Origin of the sequence: Sphingobacterium siyangense, from assembly GCF_007830445.1 — a bacterium.
Classification (GTDB): Bacteria; Bacteroidota; Bacteroidia; order Sphingobacteriales; family Sphingobacteriaceae; genus Sphingobacterium; species Sphingobacterium siyangense.
Genome location: NZ_VLKR01000005.1, coordinates 23336 through 45152 on the forward strand (window position 1 = coordinate 23336; position 21817 = coordinate 45152).

The 21817-nt window shown below is 40.5% G+C and carries 19 protein-coding genes; 4 read left to right on the forward strand and 15 right to left on the reverse strand.

The window, feature by feature from the left end; all coding sequences use genetic code 11:
• Positions 1-62: 62 nt before the first annotated feature.
• From IQ31_RS06375 to IQ31_RS06395, 5 genes are all read right to left on the reverse strand, one after another.
• Positions 63-878, reverse strand: a complete 816-nt coding sequence (locus tag IQ31_RS06375; protein ID WP_145327490.1) for a DUF4197 domain-containing protein — start codon at positions 876-878, stop codon at positions 63-65.
• Positions 879-1109: 231 nt separating this feature from the next.
• A complete protein-coding gene (locus IQ31_RS06380; protein ID WP_145327491.1) occupies positions 1110-1946 on the reverse strand; it encodes an endonuclease/exonuclease/phosphatase family protein in 837 nt (278 codons plus the stop codon).
• A 173-nt stretch (positions 1947-2119) separates the two neighbouring features.
• Complete coding sequence (locus IQ31_RS06385; RefSeq protein WP_046673673.1) at positions 2120-2887, reverse strand: glycerophosphodiester phosphodiesterase; 768 nt, start codon at positions 2885-2887, stop codon at positions 2120-2122.
• A gap of 264 nt (positions 2888-3151) precedes the next feature.
• Positions 3152-3799 (reverse strand): HD domain-containing protein, encoded by a 648-nt coding sequence (locus IQ31_RS06390; protein WP_088163158.1) that lies wholly within the window; start codon positions 3797-3799, stop codon positions 3152-3154.
• Positions 3792-4970 (reverse strand): THUMP domain-containing class I SAM-dependent RNA methyltransferase, encoded by a 1179-nt coding sequence (locus tag IQ31_RS06395; RefSeq protein ID WP_145327563.1) that lies wholly within the window; start codon positions 4968-4970, stop codon positions 3792-3794. Before IQ31_RS06395 ends, IQ31_RS06390 begins: the two co-directional genes overlap by 8 nt.
• A 77-nt stretch (positions 4971-5047) precedes the next feature.
• Between IQ31_RS06395 and IQ31_RS06400 the strand changes: the two genes are divergently transcribed.
• Positions 5048-5422: a DUF3127 domain-containing protein gene (locus tag IQ31_RS06400; RefSeq protein ID WP_075994416.1), complete on the forward strand. Its 375-nt coding sequence runs from the start codon at positions 5048-5050 to the stop codon at positions 5420-5422.
• 189 nt (positions 5423-5611) lie between these two features.
• Positions 5612-6076, forward strand: a complete 465-nt coding sequence (locus IQ31_RS06405; RefSeq protein ID WP_145327492.1) for a copper resistance protein NlpE — start codon at positions 5612-5614, stop codon at positions 6074-6076.
• 21 nt (positions 6077-6097) lie between these two features.
• Here the strand turns inward: IQ31_RS06405 and IQ31_RS06410 are convergent, their stop codons facing one another.
• The 5 genes from IQ31_RS06410 to IQ31_RS06430 all read right to left on the reverse strand — a co-directional run bounded on the left by IQ31_RS06410 (position 6098) and on the right by IQ31_RS06430 (position 10967).
• A complete protein-coding gene (locus IQ31_RS06410) occupies positions 6098-7099 on the reverse strand; it encodes an acyltransferase (RefSeq protein ID WP_145327493.1) in 1002 nt (333 codons plus the stop codon).
• Positions 7100-7114: 15 nt separating this feature from the next.
• Positions 7115-8269: an MFS transporter gene (locus IQ31_RS06415; RefSeq protein WP_120335055.1), complete on the reverse strand. Its 1155-nt coding sequence runs from the start codon at positions 8267-8269 to the stop codon at positions 7115-7117.
• Positions 8270-8332: 63 nt separating this feature from the next.
• The gene (locus tag IQ31_RS06420; RefSeq protein ID WP_227550058.1) at positions 8333-8764 is read right to left on the reverse strand and encodes a fumarate hydratase; all 432 of its coding nucleotides are present in this window, start codon (positions 8762-8764) and stop codon (positions 8333-8335) included.
• Positions 8765-8869: 105 nt separating this feature from the next.
• Positions 8870-10267, reverse strand: a complete 1398-nt coding sequence (gene fumC, locus IQ31_RS06425) for a class II fumarate hydratase (RefSeq protein WP_075994412.1) — start codon at positions 10265-10267, stop codon at positions 8870-8872.
• A 130-nt stretch (positions 10268-10397) separates the two neighbouring features.
• Positions 10398-10967, reverse strand: a complete 570-nt coding sequence (locus IQ31_RS06430) for a hypothetical protein (protein ID WP_075994411.1) — start codon at positions 10965-10967, stop codon at positions 10398-10400.
• 309 nt (positions 10968-11276) lie between these two features.
• On the opposite strand from IQ31_RS06430, the gene IQ31_RS06435 reads away from it, so the two are divergent.
• A complete protein-coding gene (locus IQ31_RS06435) occupies positions 11277-12887 on the forward strand; it encodes a S41 family peptidase (protein WP_145327494.1) in 1611 nt (536 codons plus the stop codon).
• On the opposite strand, the gene IQ31_RS06440 is transcribed toward IQ31_RS06435, so the two are convergent.
• From IQ31_RS06440 to uvrA, 5 genes are all read right to left on the reverse strand, one after another.
• Entirely contained in the window at positions 12877-14040 is a 1164-nt protein-coding gene (locus IQ31_RS06440) for an endonuclease/exonuclease/phosphatase family protein (protein ID WP_244294384.1), read from the reverse strand. The two genes, IQ31_RS06435 and IQ31_RS06440, sit on opposite strands and share 11 nt — an antisense overlap.
• Entirely contained in the window at positions 13985-14863 is an 879-nt protein-coding gene (locus IQ31_RS06445) for a rhomboid family intramembrane serine protease (RefSeq protein ID WP_088163151.1), read from the reverse strand. The genes IQ31_RS06440 and IQ31_RS06445 overlap by 56 nt, the downstream gene beginning before the upstream one ends.
• Before the next feature lie 11 nt (positions 14864-14874).
• Positions 14875-15561, reverse strand: a complete 687-nt coding sequence (locus tag IQ31_RS06450; RefSeq protein WP_088163150.1) for a rhomboid family intramembrane serine protease — start codon at positions 15559-15561, stop codon at positions 14875-14877.
• A 12-nt stretch (positions 15562-15573) separates the two neighbouring features.
• A complete protein-coding gene (gene mutL, locus IQ31_RS06455; protein WP_088163149.1) occupies positions 15574-17460 on the reverse strand; it encodes a DNA mismatch repair endonuclease MutL in 1887 nt (628 codons plus the stop codon).
• A gap of 303 nt (positions 17461-17763) precedes the next feature.
• On the reverse strand, positions 17764-20604 hold the full coding sequence (gene uvrA, locus IQ31_RS06460; RefSeq protein ID WP_145327495.1) for an excinuclease ABC subunit UvrA: 2841 nt from the start codon (positions 20602-20604) through the stop codon (positions 17764-17766).
• A 156-nt stretch (positions 20605-20760) separates the two neighbouring features.
• On the opposite strand from uvrA, the gene IQ31_RS06465 reads away from it, so the two are divergent.
• Complete coding sequence (locus tag IQ31_RS06465) at positions 20761-21816, forward strand: DUF2157 domain-containing protein (RefSeq protein WP_070570250.1); 1056 nt, start codon at positions 20761-20763, stop codon at positions 21814-21816.
• The last annotated feature ends 1 nt before the right edge of the window (position 21817 follow it).

Genomic DNA, 21817 nt, shown 5'->3' on the forward strand with positions numbered 1-21817 from the left:
TCAGATAAAAAAAGGACCTATCAAATTGTTGACAGGTCCTTTTTTTACATGTAAATCGTGTTCTATTTCTTTTGATCAGCGTAACCAAATACCTTCTGCAGGATATTGGTATTTCTACTGCCATCTATGTTGTGTCTAATTTTTGACTCCTGGTCGGCAACTTTGATAAATAGACCATCTATTGCTTTCTGCGTAACATATGCCGTAAGATTTGTCTCCACTTTATTGCCTAAAGGAAGGTTGTTGTAAGCTGTTGTCAATTTGGTCCAGTACTGGTCCACATTGTTTGTACCCATGGCAGATTTGATAACAGGACTAAACTTGTTTGTTAATTCGGTCGATGTATTTGTTTTAAAAAACGTTGTCGCGGCGTCTTCTTTGCTACCTAAAAGAATGTTGGTTGCATCTGTAATCGTCATCTTCGAAAGTGCATTGACAAATACTGGGGCAGCCTCTTTAACGGCTCCCTCCGCAGCTCTGTTCATGCTCTGTATAAACTGATCGCACAATTTCCCCATCCCAACAGCACGAAGCGTTTTTTCTACTTTCTGTGCTTCGGCAGGCATCAAAATCTTTACTGCTGCATCTCCCAAAAAACCATCCTTCTTGGCTAGAGATTCGATACTCAGATTTAAGCCGTTGCTTAAAGCCTGTTTGATTCCCAACGATGCATCCTTATTGGACAAAGATGCCAAGGTATTCGATTTTGATGCTATTGCGGTCGTATTTGTTGTTGTCGTTGTTTTGGTACTGTCGGTCTGGCCCTGATTTGCTTTTGCCAATGTCTCACTGATTTTCTTAAAAATCTGTGCTTCGCTTGCATTGGAATAAAGCAGTCCGGAGACAAATAGTGTACAATATAATAGTGGAAATTTCATTATGTTTTTGTTTTGCTGTCAAAATTAAACATATCGACTGTTAATTTATGTGAAAGTTTAAACCAATTGCCAGGAAACATAGCTATTGTCTGGAATCGTAGCAGATACGCTACAGCGTGCTGAGTCGCTATTCCTGATGCGGTGTAAATAAAAGCTGTCCCACAAAATAAAACAGCAGATCCTAAGCGAACCTGCTGTTTGTGTTATAGGGTTGTTGTAATTAACAAGATATTATTTCCAGGAGAGTGTCGTTGCTACAGGAAAGTGATCCGATGGAAATTTATTCATGTATGTATCGGTCAGGATACCATATTTTTTTACTTGGAAAGGTTTGGTGATAAAAATATGGTCTATGCGGCCTGTTGGTCTAATGCTTTTGCCCCAACCATTGAAAGAAGAATTGGGCTCATATTTAAATGTTGCCAATTCATGTACATCAGTGACCACTTTGCTATTGGCAAGTGTAAAATAAGCCTCATCTTGTTCATCCACATTGAAGTCTCCGGTTAAAATGAGCGGTAGATCTTTGGCAAACTCTTTTGCTTTTGTCAGAATCAATTTTGCACTTTCGGTACGTGCAGTACGACCGATATGGTCAAAATGTGTATTCATAAAGATAAAGCGTTTTTTGTTGGCCTTGTCTTCAAAGATACCCCAGGTACAGATTCGCGGTAGTGCTGCATCCCAGCCTTTATTCGGGTGTTCGGTATCTGAGGCTGAAAGCCAGAAAGTTCCACTCTTTATCGCTTTAAAGCGATTTGTATTGTAATAAATCGCCGAGTGCTCGCCCTCTTGTGCACCATCGTCGCGACCTACACCCACGTAATCAAATCCAGGAAGGAGCTTTTTGAGATCTTGAACCTGATCAAAAAAACCTTCTTGGATACCAAAGATATCAAAACCATGGTATTTGATCAGATTGGTAAGCGGGACTTTCCGGTCGTTCCACATGTTATCGACATCGACGGTATTTCTTTGGCGTATATTATAACTGCCTGCAATAAATTCCTGCCCATACGATAGGAAAGATAAACACAGTGCTATAACGAGAAAAAGACTTTTTTTCATTTATTTGAATTATTTATGCTATTTATGAGTGATCTTCATGTGTTTAAATGAACTCGTTTCACTCGGTTATTTGTTCATCATTTATTCTTTATATAAAGGCAATCATGCTGCCTCGGGCGACACGAGTGTTTAGTTTCATCGCTATAAATGTCCTTTGTTCACTCGGTTTGTCCTTATTTCTTTAATATGCGGAGCAACAACTCAGGTTCATCAGTGGTAATAAAATCAATTTTCTGATCGATTAGATTTGTCATTTCTTCTTCTGTGTTTACGGTCCATGCATTCACTTTCATACCAAGTTGATGCGCATCTTTCAGCCATGTCGCATTCTTTTTAAAGACGGAAAAGTGATAATCCACCCCATTAATCCCAGCAGCTTTTACATCTGAAGGAGATTTATCTCCTGTAAGATATTGGATATTAGCCTTAGGAGCCAATTCGTGGATCTTTTGACAAGCTTCAAAGCTGAAGGAAATGTAATCCGTAATTTTCTCAGCTTTTAAGCTTTTGACCATTTCAACCGTTTTTGTGGTCGCTTCAAGCGTACGCTCGACCCCAAGTTTATTGATTTTCAACTCAAGGATAAGGCGTAAACCCTTTAATTTTTTTCCAGCATTAATATATTCTTCCAACGTGGGAATGGATTCACCGTTAGGATGTTTCTTTTCTAAGAGCTCTTTGTAGGTTGCCGTTGCGATATCAATGCCATAGAAATCATTGTCATGGTTGACCACAAGAATATTGTCTTTGGTCAAATGTACATCAAACTCGGATCCGAAGAGCTTGAGTTCGTGGGCCGCTGTTAAGGAAGCAATGGAATTTTGCGGAAGATGGCTGTTTTTCCATACGCCACGATGTGCAATGGCTTTCGTTTGTGCGAATAATGCGGAGGATGAGATTACCATAGCCAGTGTCAGACAGCTAAAAATATGTTTTTTCATGTGATAATTATGTATGAGTGTTTGTTTTCAACGGCATAATTTGCACGTTTCACTCGTTGATTTATTCCTATTCTATTTCTCTTTTTGGGCATTATATTACCGATTAAGATGTTTATGGTAAAAAATCGACCCCTAATGATAGGATCGTTTCTTACAAAGCTGTTTAAAAGCTGATTTTACATGGAACAAAAAAAGTGGTACTTTTTATCTCGATGTACAAGATCTAAAGTACCACTTTTATATTTAGGAATTGTTAAGTGTAATTTATTTTTTACCGTTCCATTCGGCCATGAACTCATCTAGGAAGCTGAGCATATAATCATGGCGATGCGCTGCGATTCTTTTCGCGGCTTCTGTATTCATCTTATTCTTTAACAATAGTAGCTTTTCGTAGAAGTGATTGATTGTAGGAGCTTCCGAATGCTTGTACGCTTCCTTATCCTTATATTCCTGAACGGGAACATTGGGATTATACATCTCACGGCCTTTGTTTCCGCCAAAGCTAAACGCGCGGGCAATACCTATTGCGCCAATAGCATCTAGACGGTCAGCATCTTGCACGATCTCCATCTCTTTTGAATGGAATGAAACTTCACCTAAACTTGCTTTGAAAGACATGTTGAAGATGATTTTCTTGACATGGTCAATGATCTCAGGCGAAATTTCTAGACTTGCCAAAAACTCTCCGGCAACACGAGGGCCGATTGTTTCGTCGCCATCATGGAATTTACTGTCAGCGATGTCATGTAATAGCGCCGCCAGTTCGCACACCATAACATCTGCTTCTTCATCTTCTAAAATTAACTTCGTATTGTTCCATACGCGTTGAATATGCGACCAATCGTGGCCTGCTTCTGCAAATTTCAACCGGTCTTGCACAAATGCTACTGTGCGCTCAATAATGTTATTCATACAATACTTTTGTTTTTTCGCGAGTACCCTCGTATAATTCGTATTCTAATAATCTACAATCTAATTTACCATTATAAAATTCTATACGTCGGGATGCACGCAACCCGATTTTCTTTGCCAGATCTGGATTTCCAGTAAATATATAGCCTCTATAACCTTTGCATTCCTGTTTCATGAAATCTCCCATACGCTTATAGGTAATTTCTAGCTTGCTGTGTGTGCCCAAACGTTCACCATATTCAGGATTGAATAAAATGACACCTCCTTCTTTAGGAACGTGTGTTTCGGCAAAATCGCATACTTCAAATGAAATTAATTGCTCTACACCAGCAGTTCTTGCGTTCATCTTGGAGACGTTGATAGCCTCTTCCGAAATATCACTTGCGATAATTTGCGGTGCCGCTTTTTTATTGATCTGATCTTTAAGTACGCGACGCTCCTGGAAGAAAACTGTTTCATCATAACCTATGAAATGCATAAATGAATAGTTCATGCGTAATAATCCAGGTTTTCTGTTTGTAGCAATCAGAGCTGCCTCAATAGCTAAGGTTCCGGATCCACACATCGGGTTCACAAAAGGAGAATTACCATCCCATTTGGATGCAATAATAGTTGAGGCTGCCAGGGCTTCTAACATTGGCGCTTTTCCAGGGATTTTCCGGTAGCCATGTTTCGCTAGTGTTTCACCTGAGGTATCGAGAAAAATTTCAGCACGGTCATCTTTCCAGTACAAGTGCACAACCGCTTTATTATTGTCCGGACCTGAATTAGGGCGCATACCCTTTTTTTCCTTGATACGGTCTACGATTGCATCTTTAACCTTGACGTTTGCAAATAATGGTGTGCTGATTGTCTCATTGTCCACATTGGAACTGACAGAGAAGTATCCGTCAAATTGAATGAGTTCTTCCCATGCGATTTGACGCAATTCGTCATAGAGCTCCGTCGGATTATTGGCCGTAAACTCTTTTAACGAATACAAAATCTGAGATGCTGTGCGCAGGTTTAGATTGAGCTTGATCGTATCGTTTATACTGACCTTTAATTCTACTCCTGTAGGAAATGCCCTGACAATGTCAAAACCTAACTCTTTAACTTCCTGTTGCAAATAAGGTGATAAGCGCTTATTGCACGTTATAATAACTTTATTGGGGGTGTTGAAAACTTCCATCATATTTTGTACAAAGTTAATTAAACTCTTCCTCAAAAATTGCTTAATTTTACGCTTTAATATTTATTTTTTTGATTATGGAAATTAGAGGAAAAGTACACGAGATAGGAGCGACACAACAAGTGACAGAATCATTCAAAAAACGCGATATGATTGTAGCTTATGCCGAAAACCCACAATTTGTTGAGTATATCCGTTTTGAATCAACACAAGACAGAACGTCAATTTTTGATAACCTAGCAATTGGTGAAGAGGTAGAAGTATCTTTTAATCTTCGTGGTCGTCCTTGGACTAATAAAGATGGCGTAACAACTTATTTCAATTCATTGGTAGCATGGCGTGTAACAAAATTAGGTAATGCTGCTCCAGCACCATCTTCTCCAGGTTACGCAGATATGCCTGCTCCTGTAGATTTGGCTGGTTCATCAGATGATGATGATTTACCATTCTAATTTGAATAGGATTTTATGCACTATCGCCCTTGCGGTAGCCAATAGATTATTTGAACTGTAAACAATTTTTACAATAGAAAGGCTTCTTCAAGAAGCCTTTTTTCTTTCATAGCATCAGCATGGGCACCTGATTTTTCTTGGCGCTGAAATTGCTTGCTATACGGTGTCGTACATCAAAAAACAATAAATATGAAATCATCCGTATTATTTCTTTGCTTAGCAGCAGTTTCGCTAAGTGCATGCAATCAAACTTCAAAAGAGAGTCCGCAGGCTACAGCAGATTCTTCAGTACATGAGACTGCGGCAGTAGATACTGCCCATACATCGCAAAACTCACTGGATTGGGCTGGTACCTATGAAGCTACTATTCCCTGTGCAGATTGTGAAGGTATCAAAACCAATATCACCTTAAAGAATGATAATACTTTTGCCATCGTCAGTGAATATATTAATAAAAATACCAAGGTTGAAGATACTGGCAAAGTCATGTGGCATGATAACGGATCTGTTGTTCATCTCACAGGGAAAGAGACAAATATGAAATTGAAGGTCGGTGAAAATAAGCTGATTGGACTAGATCAGGAAGGCCATGAGATCGATGGTCCCAATGCACATCTCTATGTGTACAATAAGGTCGAAGGAGAGAAACTGTAAAACGAAGCTCCGATAACAGAATTAGCCGCTGACGTATTTACCGTAGGGAACTTTTCGGAGAAGATACGTCAGTAAGGCACTCGCTAACAGGGTGAGAACCGTTGCTGCCGGGATTTTCCACAAAGTGGATAATGGAAGCAAAGGATGAATATAATTCAGCAATAAAATATGGCATAAGTAAATGCCAAAGCTGTGAATGTCGATAAATTCCCAGAAGGGGTTGAGCTGTTCTGGGAGTTTAAGGCCTTGCACGAAGATGAATAAAAAGCCTGCACTCAATGCGATATTTGGCGAAGGATAGTTGTAAAGTGTCGGGTCAAACTCTCCGCGAGAAACACTCAAATGCGATGTCCCCGAAGCCGTAATTAAACAACAGATCAGAAAAAACGTAAAACTTGATAATTTGACCATTTGGATTGGATAATTACGTAAATAATGCCCCAAGACAAGGTAACCCGCATACCCCGAGAAAAAGGTCAGGTCAAAATTAGGTAGGTAACTATTGAACCATTTATTCGTAAAAAATAACGCTGCAAACCACAATCCCAAAAAGATCTCAAGTTCCCTTTTACTGCAATTGCCAACAATTTTGCGTATGAAAGGAACTGCAAGGTAGAGCCCAAGTATCATGTATAGATACCAAAGGTGTGCGTTCGTGCCTGATTTTAAGCGAATTAACACAATGTTAATAACTTGTGGAAAACCAATGTAGTCAAAATCAATGTACCGAATAAAATAATAGAGAAGATAGACGATCGTCCAAAAAAGAAAGGGCGGGACAATTTTTAACAGACGTTTCCGATAAAATTGTCCCGTGCTTTCGTCTTTCTGTAGCAGCAGAGCGCCTGAAATAATGACAAACAGGGGTACCGCAAAGCGCGAGAAGCTATTGAGCCAATTGGCATAACTCCAGTCGAATGACTCAAATTCATTGCTGTTTAGGTAGCCCGAAGAGGAATGAATCAAGATAACGAGGAATATCGCAACAATACGTAGTACACTGATATAACTGGTTCGCGCCATTTGATTATGCTGTTTTTATTGACTTTTACTGTCGTAGGCTTTCAAATACAGCAGGGTTAGGAGCGCGCCAATGCTCGCCATGCCAACGCCAACAAGCGAAGGTGTGTTATAGGCTAAACCCCAGGTTATTGGAATTCCACCTAAAAATGCACCTAAGGTATTGCCCAGGTTAAAGGCAGCCTGGCCACCTGCCGCAGCCAATGTTGCAGCTTCTTTTGAAGCGCGAATTAACATCAGTTGTGTCGGCGAACCAATGGTGAAGGATACCAGTCCAGTAATAAATGCCAAAGGATAAGCAGTCCAGCCCAATGGCGATATAAAGTAAACCATCACAAGGCATAGCGCCATGGCAGAAAAACTAGCGATCGCAGCTTTGGTTGGGGAGATTGTATCTGCCAATTTTCCGCCGATAAGATTCCCGAAAAACATACCAACACCGATCAGGACCATAATCAACGGTACACGATCAGCAGCGATGCCCGACACATTGGTCACCAAAGGTGCGATGTAACTGATCCATGCAAAAAGTCCACCGGTACCGATGGCGATAATAGCCATTAATAGCCAGGCAATTTTTTTGTTGAAGAAGTTGAGCTGGCTAAAGATGTTATTCCCTTTGGAAGCTTCAATTTTTGGCATCCAAGCATAAATTGCTGCAAAAGTGATTAATCCCAATATACTGATAATACCATACGTCAAACGCCATGAATAATGATGGCCGAGGTAGGTTCCTAGCGGTACTCCAGCCAAATTGGCAATGGTCATTCCTGTAAACATGATAGATATAGCCTGGGCTTCTTTTCCCTTTGGTGCCAACCGAGCAGCAACAACAGATCCAACACCAAAAAATGCACCATGCGGAAGCCCCGCCATAAAACGGGAGAGGCTGATCAAAAATTGACCTGGAGCAATACTAAATAGGCCGTTGAAAATAAAGAAGAGCAACATTAAAAAAAGTAATACCTTCTTTGGCGGATATTTTCCCGTAAATAGGACTAATGTTGGGGCACCTACAACAACACCCAGTGCGTATAGTGCAATCAGGTGCGCGGCAGTAGGGATCTCGATATGAAGATCTTTGGCAATATCAGGCAAGATACCCATCATCGTGAATTCGGTCATTCCGATGGCAAGTCCGCCAAATGCCAAAGCGATAATTCCTTTGTTCATTGTATTTTAAGGTTGAGGTTGTACGATAATGGTACGAAGATAATAAATAGATTGTACTAAAAATTATTGATACCTTTTTTGAGGGACACAAGTAATATTTTTAGTTTTTCTTAAGATGATCTGACGTTGATCTAATCTGCTTTCCAGTACCACCGAATCCGCAGCATGATAAACAACTTTAAAGCGGGGGATATACTGGCCGGAAAGATAGCAGCCTGAAATTTTCTGCTTGCCATTCTCTTTGGTATAAATACCATCGACAATGATGGAGTCTCCACGCAAAACATAAATACCCTTTGCATGTTCTGTCCAGGATCCATTTTTGTAACAGCTATCCGGGATTGTTTGTACCTTATTGTTGACGTGCATGGTCGCGTAAACAGAATCACAGGTAAACTTGAAATCGGTCAAGGTATATTGCATCATCTGCTGTTGTCCTGGAATACTGTCTTGGACCCATTCTCCCTGTAAAAAGGGTGCGCCTTCGTTCTGCATATCCGAATTGAATTTGCAGGCAGTAAAAAAGAAAAACATACCTATGGCAAGTGCCAATAGGTATGTCTTTGTTCGTATGTTTTTTATTGAAATAAAAGTCACAGCTTATTTTAAACTTCCAACCATATCTTCTGGTTTTACCCAGGCATCGAAATCTTCAGGAGTCACATAACCTAAGCGTACGGCTTCTTCTTTAAGCGTAGTACCATTTTTATGTGCTGTTTGCGCGATTTCTGCTGATTTGTAGTAACCAATTTTTGTGTTCAGTGCCGTTACTAACATCAATGAGTTGTCTACCAATTCTTTGATGCGTTTGTAGTTCGGTTCAATACCAGCTGCACAGTGCTCTTCAAATGAAACACAAGCATCACCCAATAGGCGAGCAGACTGTAAGAAGTTTGCGGCCATCAATGGTTTGAACACGTTTAGTTCATAGTGACCTTGCGTTCCACCAATTGTAATAGCCACATCATTACCCATCACTTGCGCCGCAACCATTGTCAATGCTTCACATTGCGTTGGATTAACTTTACCTGGCATAATCGATGATCCTGGTTCGTTCTCAGGGATCAAGATTTCACCGATACCTGAACGTGGGCCAGAAGCCAACATACGGATATCGTTTGCAATTTTATTTAATGAAACAGCCAATTGCTTCAATGCACCGTGTGTTTCAACGATTGCGTCGTGAGCAGCCAATGCCTCAAATTTATTTTCAGCGGTTACGAAAGGTAGGCCGGTAAATTCAGCGATATATTTAGCAACGACAACGTCATAGCCGTTTGGTGTATTTAATCCTGTACCTACAGCAGTACCACCCAATGCAAGTTCTGACAAATGCGAAAGTGTATTTCTTAAAGCTTTCAGACCATGGTTCAATTGAGCGACATAACCTGAAATCTCTTGACCTAGAGTCAATGGAGTAGCATCCATTAAGTGTGTACGGCCAATTTTAACTACGTTTTTAAACTCTTCAGCTTTTTTCGCCAATGTGTCACGCAATTTTTCTACACCTGGAATGGTAACTTCAGCAACAGCTTTGTAAGCCGCAATATGCATTCCTGTAGGGAAAGTATCGTTAGATGATTGTGATTTGTTTACATCATCATTTGCTTTTAACACAGGTTCACCTTCACCAATTTTATGTCCAGCCAATACTTGTGCACGGTTTGCTACAACCTCATTCACATTCATATTGGATTGTGTACCCGAGCCCGTTTGCCAAATAACCAATGGAAATTGATCATCCAATTTGCCCGCCAAGATCTCATCACATACTGTAGCGATCGCATCACGTTTCTCTACAGGTAATACCCCCAACTCGTGGTTAGCATAAGCAGCTGCTTTTTTCAAATAAGCAAAGCCTGCGACGATTTCGTGTGGCATTGAGGCTGCCGGTCCGATTTTAAAGTTGTTGCGTGAACGCTCTGTTTGTGCACCCCAGTATTTGTCTGCAGGTACTTGAACTTCACCCATTGTGTCTTTTTCAATTCTGAATGACATAGTATGTAAGTATAAGTAAAACGTAAAAATTAAAAGCATATGTGCAAAGCACATCATACATCACTCACAAAGTTACAGGATAATACAGTAAAGAACAAGGATTAAAGCATAAAGACACAATAAGCAGGCTTTAAAAACCAAGACGTTTTGTCAAGGAATCATTCACATGGTGGAAAACCTGTTTCGGTTTTAACGTCCGCCAGGGAATCACGTTCAATGTACCACCGAAATTAATGTAATAATCTATATTTTGCTGCTGGAATTCTTCAATAACATGCTCACGGAAACCAATACCCGCAATCCATCCGTCCTCGATATCCTGAAACCATTCCTCGTAGTAAGAGTCGTCTGAAGCATGAAAATTCAGTACATTCTCTCCGATGAGAATAAAATACTTGATCCCTTGACTGATCAATACATCAATAATCTCTCGCTTGAGTAACATGATGTCATTGTAGATTGCATCATTCCATTCACCAATCAGTTCGATAATACAGTATTGTTTTTCATAGTCTACAAATAGTATTTTCAGATATAAGGTAAGCGAACCGAATTCGTCCCATTGTGGGTGCAGAAGGAAATTATAGATCTGTTTGTCAAAATCGAATTCGCTGTAGACTGTACCATAAAATGGAGATTGTTCATCTTCAGCGGCAATGTAATAGTCCCGCCAATTGTAATAAGGTTCGATTTCGTGCATAAAGTGGAATCTTTTTCAATTCAAACTAAGATAAATTTATGCACATTTGCAAGTTAAATTATAGACATTATTGTCATCTATGGAAACTAAATGTTTGCCTCTCCAATCGGTGGTTTGCTGATTTTTTAATAAGGATTTTTCGCCAAGTGCAGCTTTGCTCTTTAATGAAAACAAGGACGTGGACTTTTTGTTTTTAATGTAAAAATATGGGTTCAAAAACTCGTTTAACCGAATAAACTTGCTATTTTTGATAAAGTAATTAATTGTTGAATAGTTTGTCTCATCTTCGGTAATTCATGAAGATTTCCCATGCAGAAAAGTATTAAACGAAATATTTTTGTAGCCGCTACATATGCTGCAGTATTGCTTCTCGGCTTGCTGTTGGGACAAAATTATGCCGAGGAGCAGGGAAGTAACCAGAAAACAACTTTTTCAAGTTTGCGCTCCAATGGCAATTCCGATAAATTACAATATCTCATTCAGTTAATTTCCGAGAATTACGTCGACAATGTCAGTATAGACACCGTGCAGGATGAAGCCATTGAGCATGTTGTTTCCCGCCTGGATCCTTTTTCCACCTTTTTGAAACCCAATCAAGTGCTAGCAAAGCAGGAAACTCTTGAGGGAACATTTGATGGTATCGGAGTAGAGTACTTTCGCCTGAAAGATACGCTACTTGTTGTTGGGATGGTTGCAGCTGGTCCCGCTGAAAAAGCAGGTATGCGTATTGGCGACCGCATTTTAAAGATCGGAAATAAGGATCTTGTCGGAAGAAAGGTAACCGAATCCGAAATTGAAAAACTGATCCGCGGAAAGAAGGGTACAGCTGTATTGATCTCCATTCAACGCAATGGAGTAGTATTGGGCAATCCAATAAAAGTCATTCGTGATCAGGTAAATGTTTCGAGTTTAGATGCATCGTATATGATCGCTCCGAAAACAGCTTATGTGAAAATTCGAAGATTTGGACATAAGACAGCAGATGAATTCCGGCAGTCACTCATTGACTTACGAAAAAGCGGAGCTCAAGATCTTATTTTGGACCTACGTAATAATGGTGGCGGATTTGTACATACGGCAATTGATCTGGCTGGTCAATTTTTCAAAGAAAAGAGACTGTTGATGTATACCGAGGGTGCGAATGAACTGCGCCAGGATTTCTATTCTGAGAAGGCTGGTGATTTTGGTGATGGCCGGGTCATTGTGCTGATCAATGAAAGCACAGCATCAGCGAGCGAAATACTGAGCGGTGCTCTTCAGGATTTGGATCGGGCAACTATTGTCGGCCGCAGATCCTATGGCAAAGGTTTGGTGCAAGAGCAATTTGATTTTTCAGACGGTTCTGCAATCAATCTGACTGTTGCTCGCTACTATACACCGCTTGGAAGATGTATTCAGCGAAAATATGCACGGGCAAATTTTGATGCAGCAAAATACATGACAGGCTTCGATCTATGGACAATGGATACCGAATTCAGCCAAAAAGAAATGTTTACAACCAGCAAAGGAAAGCTTGTATTCGGTGGTGGCGGTATTCTTCCGGACGTGACTATCCCGATTGACACCAATGAAACCAGTGCCAAGTACCGCGAGATATTTCATTCCAATGCAATCGAAGAGTTTGTTTATGATCGTTTCACGAAACATCTGCCAGCATATTCTATCGAGAATTTCATTAGTGGCTATCACTTGCCAGCAACAGAATTTGATCTATTCATTTCATATCTTAATAGCCAAAAACGGATCGCGGTCACAGCCAAAGAAGCAAAAAACTTACATGATTTAATTCAATCCGATATCGAGGCCTTGGTCGGTCGATATTATTTTGGTCGTGAAGCGTATTACAAAATCAAAAACCGAAGAGATAAATTTATTGAAATAGGTCTTAAAACGTTGGGGTATCAGATGCCTAAGGTTTAAGTCTAAGATCAGACCATACAGGATAATGATCCGACAATTTCTGTTTGACAATCTGATAGTTCATCACCTGAAATTTCGGACTGGCAAAAATATAGTCGATCTGGAATATCGGAAGCAGGGCATGATGGGTTACTCCCCAGCCATTACCTTTCTCCTTAAATGCATTATACAGCCTGTCTCCAATTAGATTGACCGAGTAGCTCATTGGCGTATCATTGAAATCACCTACCGCAATATAAGGATATTGACATTCATTCATGTGTTTCTTTAACGAATGCGCCTGTTCGCTACGAAGCTCGAAGGCATTCTTAAGTTTACGGCTCAATTTACGTGTCCTCGAATTATCCGATTCATTATTATTCGACAGATTTTGGATAAATTCCTTGTCTTCATTTTGAAGCGCAAAAGAACGGAGATGTATATTATAGATACGAATCAGTGTATCTTGTTTTTTGATATCTACATAACTAATCCGGTTGATTCCGTAATCGTTGTCTCTGATGGTCCCTGAATCATAGATCGGGAAACGCGAAAGAACAGCCATTCCATACGCCTCGTAATCGTTTTTAGAACTAGGCTCAAAGAAAAAATAATCATAGCCCAGTTTATCTTTGAATTCCTCTGAGAACACATGTTTTCCTTTAATCTTGCTAATATATTCCTGAAAGCAGATCACATCGGGAGATATGCTGTCAATAATTCGGACAACGTCGGCTTTAAAGTTTTTTTTCTCATCGTTTACTTTTTTGAACAAATGAGCATTGAAGGTCATGATGCGAAGGGTACGTGTCTCGGAGGATACAGGGGCATTCTCTTTGCGAATGTTCCAATGTTTAGTTAAAAAAGGCCATCCAATGAGGATTGTAACGAGTGAATAAAGTGCAATTTTCCGTTTGCGGAGTAGCCAGTAAAAGATAAATCCAATATTGATAAGGAGAATTGGAAGGTAGCCCAGGCCCATAAATGCAATGGGCCAAAAAGATTTAGGATTAATGAAGGTCGCCGAATAGCTCATAAGCAATGCAACGATCGCAAGCATATTTGCCAGGAACATTGTTTTACTTATAAAGCCCAGTTTTCTTCTTAAAAATGTCCTTTTATCCATCAACCTTGTCACCACTATTGCTTGCCCTAAAGAGCGTTTCTTTTTCATGGTTCGTTAGACTGTCGTAGCCAGAAACAGAAATTTTATCTAAGATAGCATCGATTTCGTCCTGATTGGGTAAGTCATAACGATGTTTCCGATTTGTCGGAATATTGTTACCTACAACGACTTTCATTTTTGCAGGCTTCTGTTGTTTTTTCTGAAAAATCGTAGACCAGTCCATTCCCGATTTTAGCGCATAAGTGAATCCCATTCCAAAAAGTATAACTGCAAAATACGAAATGGCAGCAGGTCGATTGGTCATCGTAAGGGTAAGGAATTCCAATCCAAAATAAATAATAGCCACTAATTTTAGCTTAACAGTACCAATAAGGAGAAAGCGTAATTCGTACTTGGGAACCAAAGTCACAATCGCGGCTAATACCGCTGCCAGGGGAAGAGAACCTCCCATAAGCTGTAAGTTACTTGGCATGGGAATAAGTGACCCAAAGCCCATATAGAGCACGCTGCCGAGCAGCCATGAGGCGATATAGACAAATAGAAATTGCCGTTTGTTTAAGAAGGTAAAGAAGATCTGACCGACCCAATAGAGCCAGAGACTATCAAAAAGTATGGTCCAGAGCTTGACGTAAACGAAATTCGATGTAACCAATGACCAGGGTTGTGCAATAAAGCTTGAGAAATTACTCGGTAAACTTAATAGACGCACCGTAGGCTCCAAAAAGCTTTGTGGTACAATTTTTAATTCGAAGAGCAGGTCTAAAAAATAAATGAGGACAAATAAACAGACCTGAATACTGATCACCAAAGGTACGGGCGATCCAGTTTTATAGGTTTGTCTCCAAAAATCTTTTAAACCGATGTTATTCATTGCGCACGATATTAATAAATTCCTTTTCTAATCTTCCACAGTTTAAGCAGTAGATAGCCAAATAGTGCACCACCGACATGAGCCAGGTGAGCCACAGAATCCCCTGGTCTAGACAAACTCATATAAATTTCGATGAGAATGAATCCACCGATCATATACTTTGCTTTGACTGGTACAGGAATAAACAAAAATTGAAGCGGTATGTTTGGAAAAAGGTAGGCAAATGCTAATAGAACACCATAAATGGCTCCTGAGGCCCCCAACATCGGAATGAGGTAGGTTAGTGCTTCATTATTTCCGGTATTGGCCATGGCAATAAGTTCGTTTCCGCTTATGCCGTGAAGTGGAGCGAAAGAACCTGTCGCATTATAGAGTTGTATACCATTTACAGCTGTATAAAGAAACCAGGCACCGATTCCCGAAACCAGGTAGAAATTTAAAAAACGTTTTGAACCAAGGACCTGCTCAATCATAGGACCGAACATGACCAGGGAAAACATATTGAAGAAGATATGGCTAATATTGTTCTTGTCGTGCATAAACATATGCGTGATCACCTGCCAAATTTTAAAATAAGGGGAGTCCGGATAATAGACCGCAAGATAATCATATGCTACAGGTACAAGTTGTGATCCAATATAAAATATGATATTGATGATCAATAAATTCTTGATAACAGGTGTCAGTTGTGGAAACATATATTTTATCTTCTAATTTTTGCCAAATTTTTCCGCTAATTCTTGCAATGTAAATGTTACAATCACAGGGTTGCCATAGATGGAGATATTGGGTGAGTGACAGGCAAATAGTCTGTCCACAAGCTCTGCCATTGCTGTATTGTCCAACGCGGTACCAGGTTTAATGGCCGCATTACGGGCAAGGCTTTTTGCAAGATTTTCGCGCTTAGCGAGCTTATACTCAGATTGATTGTTTTTGTAATCCTCCAATATTTTCTCAATCATCTTTATTTCGTCGAATCCTGTCCCTAAGTCTGCAGGAATTCCGTCAATAATATAGGAATTTTTTCCAAATTCACGAATTTGAAAGCCTAAGCCATTGATGTCCTCCAAAAGGTCTTTCATTAATTCATTATCTGCAGCATTTAGGTCCAAAGTCTGTGGAAACAAACTTTGCTGACTCAGCCCTTTATGTTGGTCCAGTTGCGCAAGAAATTGCTCAAAGAGAATACGTTCATGTGCAGCCTGTTGATCAATTAGAATAAATCCAGAGTGAATCTGAGAGACAATATATTTATTATGGAGCTGAAAAAAGAGCTTTGAGGATGACTTATCTTCGACCTGAATGACCTGTGAGCTATCCGTATGCAATTCCGGCTCCGCATGCAATGGCAGCTGAACAGATTCCTCCTCTTCGACGATTTGGTACAGGGAATCCCAATTGCTAGGTATGCCACCTGTTTTCTTGTTAAGTCCTTCAGCGTAGCTTTCTGAACGGGTGTAGCTCGAATTGGATTTCGATTTGTCTGTATCAAATGGATTGAAGTCTGGATTAAAAGTTACCGTTGGAACGATGATTTCATCTAATGCCTTTTTTGTAATAAGATTGGTGAAGCTTGTTTCCTGTTCAAAATCCAAAGATGGCATGATATTGTACCGTCCCAACGATCTTTTTACGGCTGAACGGATAATGGCGTAAATAGCCTTATCGTCTTCATACTTAATTTCGGTCTTGGTAGGGTGTACGTTGATATCGATGCGTGCAGGATCTATGTCGATAAATAATACATAGAAAGGGAATGTTTCGGCCTGTAAAATATCTTCATAAGCATTCATGACTGCATGGTGCAGGTATGGATCACGTACAAAGCGTTTGTTGACAAAGAAAAACTGTTCACCACGTGTTTTTTTTGCAAATTCAGGTTTCCCAACAAAACCTTCTACCTTGATGATGGACGTATCTTCTTCCACAGGGACAAGTCGCTGATTGTAATTGTTGCCAAAAATATGGACAATACGTTGTTTCAGCGTCTCAGCCGGCAAATGGTAGATCTCATTTCCGTCGCTATGTAAGGTTAGGAAAATCTGTGGATTTGATAAAGCAATACGTTGAAATTCATCAATGATATGACGCATTTCTACCGAGTTGCTCTTTAGGAAGTTTCTCCGTGCAGGAATATTGTAAAAAAGATTTTTAACTAAAATATTTGTCCCGGCAGCAACAGCTTCCGGGTATTGGTTGACAACTTTTGATCCCTCTATCTCAACAACTGTACCCAGTTCATCTTCAATGCGGCGTGTTTTGAGCTCTACCTGTGCAATCGCAGCAATGGATGCCATTGCTTCACCACGGAAACCCATCGTACGGATAGCGAATAAGTCTTCAGCCTTACGAATTTTCGATGTTGCGTGACGTTCAAAACAAAGACGAGCATCAGTTACGCTCATGCCACAGCCATTGTCAATGACCTGGATCAATGACTTGCCTGCATCTTTAACAATAAGTTTTATTTTGTCAGCTCCAGCATCAATAGCATTCTCAATCAATTCTTTAATGGCAGACGCTGGTCGCTGCACCACTTCTCCCGCCGCAATCTGATTAGCAACATTATCTGGAAGTAATTGAATAATATCCGACATATAATACAAAGTTAAGAAATATCCATATTTACAGCGTATAAACACTGATGAAAATCAACTGGACATTCCGTATGTTCTTTAAAAGCAAAAACCTTTAATGTGTTCATTTATACAAATGAAATGGATGGCATTGATAAATAGTTGCGCCCTATTCCTCGGCCGTCAAAGTCAGTGTGCGATATCTATTGCCCCATGTAAGACAAAGCTCAAGGAGTTGGAAAACATTCCTGCGCAATAACCGAGCCATCCCGAGCAAACAGCAGTCACGAAATATAATACTTCGCGGCTGCCGTTTCAAAGGCATTACATTTCCAATTTTAAGAAACGTGCTGTTTCGCTTTTATTATTTTTAATTAAGTTTTCAGGTGTTCCTTCAAATAGAACCTGCCCGCCGTCTTTGCCACCCTCGGGACCGATATCAATGACCCAATCGGCCGATTTAACGACATCAAGGTTATGCTCAATAATCAAAATGGTATTCCCGCGCTCGACCAGACGATTGATAACGCCCATAAGGACATTGACATCTTCAAAGTGAAGACCTGTTGTCGGTTCATCAAGGATATAGAATGTATTTCCAGTGTCTTTTTTAGAAAGTTCAGTAGCCAATTTTACCCGTTGTGCCTCACCCCCCGATAAGGTTGTGGAGGACTGTCCTAAGGTGATATAACCCAAACCTACATCCTGCAGTGTTTTGATCTTTCGGTAAATACTCGGTACATTTTCGAAGAAATCCACAGCATCGTTGATGCTCATATCAAGTACATCGGAAATGGATTTTCCTTTGTAGCGTACCTCTAAAGTTTCTCGGTTGTAGCGTTTTCCGTGACATGTTTCACAAGGAACCTGTACATCGGGAAGGAAATTCATTTCGATGACTTTCAGCCCGGCTCCCTGACAGGTTTCACAACGACCACCTTTGACGTTAAAGGAAAATCTTCCTGGTTTATAGCCTCTGATCTTAGCTTCTGGAAGTTGAACAAACAAGGTTCTGATATCCGAAAATACACCGGTATAGGTCGAAGGGTTGGACCGTGGTGTACGGCCGATAGGACTTTGGTCGATCTCGATGACTTTGTCAATATGTTCTAACCCTTCAATTTTTTTGAAAGGAAGTGGAATTGCTTTGGCTCTGAAAAAATGTTTATTCAAAATCGGGTATAAAGTACCTGTGATTAGGCTTGATTTACCCGAACCTGAAACACCCGATACAACAATGAGTTTTCCTAATGGAAAAGAGACAGACAGATTTTTTAAGTTATGTCCGGTTGCTCCATGTAATGACAATGTTTTTCCATTGCCCTCACGGCGTTTCTCGTGAATCTTAACCTCTTTTGTCCCGTTGAGGTAAGCTGCTGTTAAAGAGTTCGATTTTAGGATTTCTGTTGGTGTACCTTCGGCAACCACAGTCCCACCATGAACGCCTGCAGCAGGTCCCATGTCGATAACATGGTCGGCATGTAGGATCATGTCTTTGTCATGTTCCACAACAAGGACCGAATTGCCAATATCGCGTAGGTTTTTAAGCGCATTGATCAAACGTTCGTTATCCCGCTGATGGAGCCCAATACTCGGTTCATCCAGAATATAAAGTACATTCACCAGTTGGGAACCAATCTGTGTGGCCAGACGGATCCGCTGTGCTTCACCCCCCGAAAGTGTTTTAGCTGTACGGTCTAAAGTCAAGTAATTTAGGCCGACATCCAACAAGAAGCCCAAACGTGCACGGATTTCCTTTAATATCTCTGTTGCAATAATGAGCTGGCGTTCATCAAGTTTGCTTTCTACCTGATCAAACCATTCTTTGATGGATGTAATGTCCATCGTTGAGAGCTCATGGATATTTTTATCCGCAATTTTAAAATGTAAAGACTCTTTTTTTAGACGTGCTCCCGCACAGGTTGGACAGGTCACTTTCGTTCTGAAGTCATCTAAAGAAGGCGCTTCATCCGATGATTTTCCCGAAAACTCTTCCAGCATCTTAAAGATTCCTTCAAATTCAACACGATATTCGCGTGTGCCATAACTTCCATAAGATACCGTGACAACGATAGGCTCTTCCTTATTGCCAAATAAAAGCTGGTCAATCTGTTCTTCAGTTAGTTTTTCAAGCGGTGTTGTAATGGTAAAATCTAATTTTTTTGCGACAGCTTTCAATACTTCTGAAGTCCAATTTTCCCGGGTAGGTCCCAAAGGGGCCAAACCACCTTTTTGAATACTTAGTTTTTTATCCGGGATAACGGCATTCTTATCAATTTCAAAAATATAGCCCAAACCATCACATGTCGGACACGCACCGTATGGGGAATTGAATGAGAAGGTATTTGGCTGTGGCTCATCATAAGAGATCCCCGATTCGGCATCCATGAGATAACGGCTATAGAATTGCTCCTGATTATCTTTCGTGGAGACCTTGATGATACCTTTCGCTGTTTTCATCGCCTGCATCACGGAAGTTTGTAAGCGCTTTTTATCTTCACGCTCTACTTTCAGACGATCTACGACGATTTCAATATCGTGTATTTTGTAGCGGTCAACCTGCATTTTTGGAACAAGGTCCAATATTTCTCCATCCACACGTACTTTCACATAGCCTTGCTTACGGATTTGTTCAAACAACTCACGGTAGTGGCCTTTACGCCCTTTAACCACTGGTGCCAGGATGTTCAGTGCCTGTCCTTCAAACTCAGTCAAAATCCGTTCGATAACCTGATCGTCCGACATACGCTCCATTTTCTTCCCAGTCACATAGGAGAAAGCTTCTCCTGCTCGGGCAAATAGTAGACGCATAAAGTCATACACCTCAGTAATGGTTCCAACAGTGGACCTCGGGTTTTTGCTGGTGGTTTTCTGTTCAATGGAGATCACTGGACTTAAGCCCGATATCTTGTCCACATCCGGACGTTCCATGCCGCCCAAAAACTGACGGCTGTAGGCACTGAATGTCTCCATATACCGACGTTGTCCTTCGGCATAAATGGTGTCAAAAGCCAAGGAAGACTTTCCGCTGCCACTTAAACCTGTGATAACAACCAATTCATTTCTCGGAAAAGAAACATCTATATTTTTTAGATTATGCGCACGCGCTCCAAATACCTGAACTTCACTTTGTTCGCCCAAATCTGGGCTTCTTTTTACTGCCATGAAAACTCCTTAAGGTCCCGTGTGAGGGATTAAATGCAAAACATGCAAAATTACAGATTTTAAAGGAATTATGCGAGCCTTTCTGACTTTTGGAACAAAATGTGATATACAAGTGATTTAAAAAAATAATGTACCTTGCACAGTAAATCTAAATTTATGCGAAAATACGACGTCAGCAAACAAGAGAAACAATCGATCGACGATATTGTCCAATTTTGGAAGAAAGAGAACTTATTAGATGAGCAAAAAGCGAACGAGCTGATGGATAGTTTAGACGTAAAAAGTTTTGACTGGGGACAACTGGCTAGATATGCCTTTTGGATTGCCTTGGCATCTCTGGTCTTCGCTGTCTTTTCGTTGTTTACAGATGCATCATTCTTGGCCTTTGTGGACACCCTCTACGAAGCACCTAATATCCTATTTTGCTTCTTTTTCGCTGCCGTGGCTGTATTATTCTATACGCTGGGTTTTCGGTATAAGAAACGCTATCCTTATAAAAATCTATCCACGGAAACCATGATGCTGATTGGAGTTTTCGGAACTGCGGCCTGTATCGGGTTTATGGGTAAAGTATTGGACAAAGATACGATGCACTATTCGCTGTTATTTTTACTCTCCGTGGCGATTTATGGCTTTCTTGCCGTCAAGCTCGAGAGTAAGCTGATTTGGACGTTTATGCTTTTGGCCTTGGGCGTATGGTTTGCGACCGAGACCGCCTACCATAGCAATTGGGGATTTAAGTTTTGGGGGATGAACTATCCGCTGCGTTTTACCATTTTTGGGGCACTGATAACCGCCTTGGCTGTTTGGGTTCAACCCAGGTTTGAAAGGCTACAAATCTTTCAGCCCATCAGTTATATTGTGGGATTGATCTATCTGATGGTATCCTTGTGGACCCTTTCTATTTTTGGAAATTATGCTGATTTCTATGAATGGACGACTGTACGTCAATACCATATGTTCTACTGGGGTATTTTATCCACTGCCGTGTCGGTATTCCTGGTTGTCTACGGCTTAAAAGCGAAAGATAACGTCAGCAGAGAAGTAGGATTTGTATTTTTAGTGCTCAATATCTATACCCGCTATGTCGAGTATCTCTGGGATAATATCAATAGAGCAGTGTTCTTTTTAATTTTGGCCGTGTCCTTTTGGTTTGTCGGCCGTTGGGCAGAGAAATTATGGAACAAACGGAAGGAAGAGATTGCTGGATAAC

What these genes read in the sequence shown, in the direction of transcription:
- IQ31_RS06375 (WP_145327490.1), bottom strand. Translation starts at nt 878, where the DNA reads ATGAAATTTCCACTATTATATTGTACACTATTTGTCTCCGGACTGCTT.
- IQ31_RS06380 (WP_145327491.1), bottom strand. Translation starts at nt 1,946, where the DNA reads ATGAAAAAAAGTCTTTTTCTCGTTATAGCACTGTGTTTATCTTTCCTA.
- IQ31_RS06385 (WP_046673673.1), bottom strand. Translation starts at nt 2,887, where the DNA reads ATGAAAAAACATATTTTTAGCTGTCTGACACTGGCTATGGTAATCTCA.
- IQ31_RS06390 (WP_088163158.1), bottom strand. Translation starts at nt 3,799, where the DNA reads ATGAATAACATTATTGAGCGCACAGTAGCATTTGTGCAAGACCGGTTG.
- IQ31_RS06395 (WP_145327563.1), bottom strand. Translation starts at nt 4,970, where the DNA reads ATGGAAGTTTTCAACACCCCCAATAAAGTTATTATAACGTGCAATAAG.
- IQ31_RS06400 (WP_075994416.1), top strand. Translation starts at nt 5,048, where the DNA reads ATGGAAATTAGAGGAAAAGTACACGAGATAGGAGCGACACAACAAGTG.
- IQ31_RS06405 (WP_145327492.1), top strand. Translation starts at nt 5,612, where the DNA reads ATGAAATCATCCGTATTATTTCTTTGCTTAGCAGCAGTTTCGCTAAGT.
- IQ31_RS06410 (WP_145327493.1), bottom strand. Translation starts at nt 7,099, where the DNA reads ATGGCGCGAACCAGTTATATCAGTGTACTACGTATTGTTGCGATATTC.
- IQ31_RS06415 (WP_120335055.1), bottom strand. Translation starts at nt 8,269, where the DNA reads ATGAACAAAGGAATTATCGCTTTGGCATTTGGCGGACTTGCCATCGGA.
- IQ31_RS06420 (WP_227550058.1), bottom strand. Translation starts at nt 8,764, where the DNA reads ATGCAGAACGAAGGCGCACCCTTTTTACAGGGAGAATGGGTCCAAGAC.
- fumC (WP_075994412.1), bottom strand. Translation starts at nt 10,267, where the DNA reads ATGTCATTCAGAATTGAAAAAGACACAATGGGTGAAGTTCAAGTACCT.
- IQ31_RS06430 (WP_075994411.1), bottom strand. Translation starts at nt 10,967, where the DNA reads ATGCACGAAATCGAACCTTATTACAATTGGCGGGACTATTACATTGCC.
- IQ31_RS06435 (WP_145327494.1), top strand. Translation starts at nt 11,277, where the DNA reads ATGCAGAAAAGTATTAAACGAAATATTTTTGTAGCCGCTACATATGCT.
- IQ31_RS06440 (WP_244294384.1), bottom strand. Translation starts at nt 14,040, where the DNA reads ATGAAAAAGAAACGCTCTTTAGGGCAAGCAATAGTGGTGACAAGGTTG.
- IQ31_RS06445 (WP_088163151.1), bottom strand. Translation starts at nt 14,863, where the DNA reads ATGAATAACATCGGTTTAAAAGATTTTTGGAGACAAACCTATAAAACT.
- IQ31_RS06450 (WP_088163150.1), bottom strand. Translation starts at nt 15,561, where the DNA reads ATGTTTCCACAACTGACACCTGTTATCAAGAATTTATTGATCATCAAT.
- mutL (WP_088163149.1), bottom strand. Translation starts at nt 17,460, where the DNA reads ATGTCGGATATTATTCAATTACTTCCAGATAATGTTGCTAATCAGATT.
- uvrA (WP_145327495.1), bottom strand. Translation starts at nt 20,604, where the DNA reads ATGGCAGTAAAAAGAAGCCCAGATTTGGGCGAACAAAGTGAAGTTCAG.
- IQ31_RS06465 (WP_070570250.1), top strand. Translation starts at nt 20,761, where the DNA reads ATGCGAAAATACGACGTCAGCAAACAAGAGAAACAATCGATCGACGAT.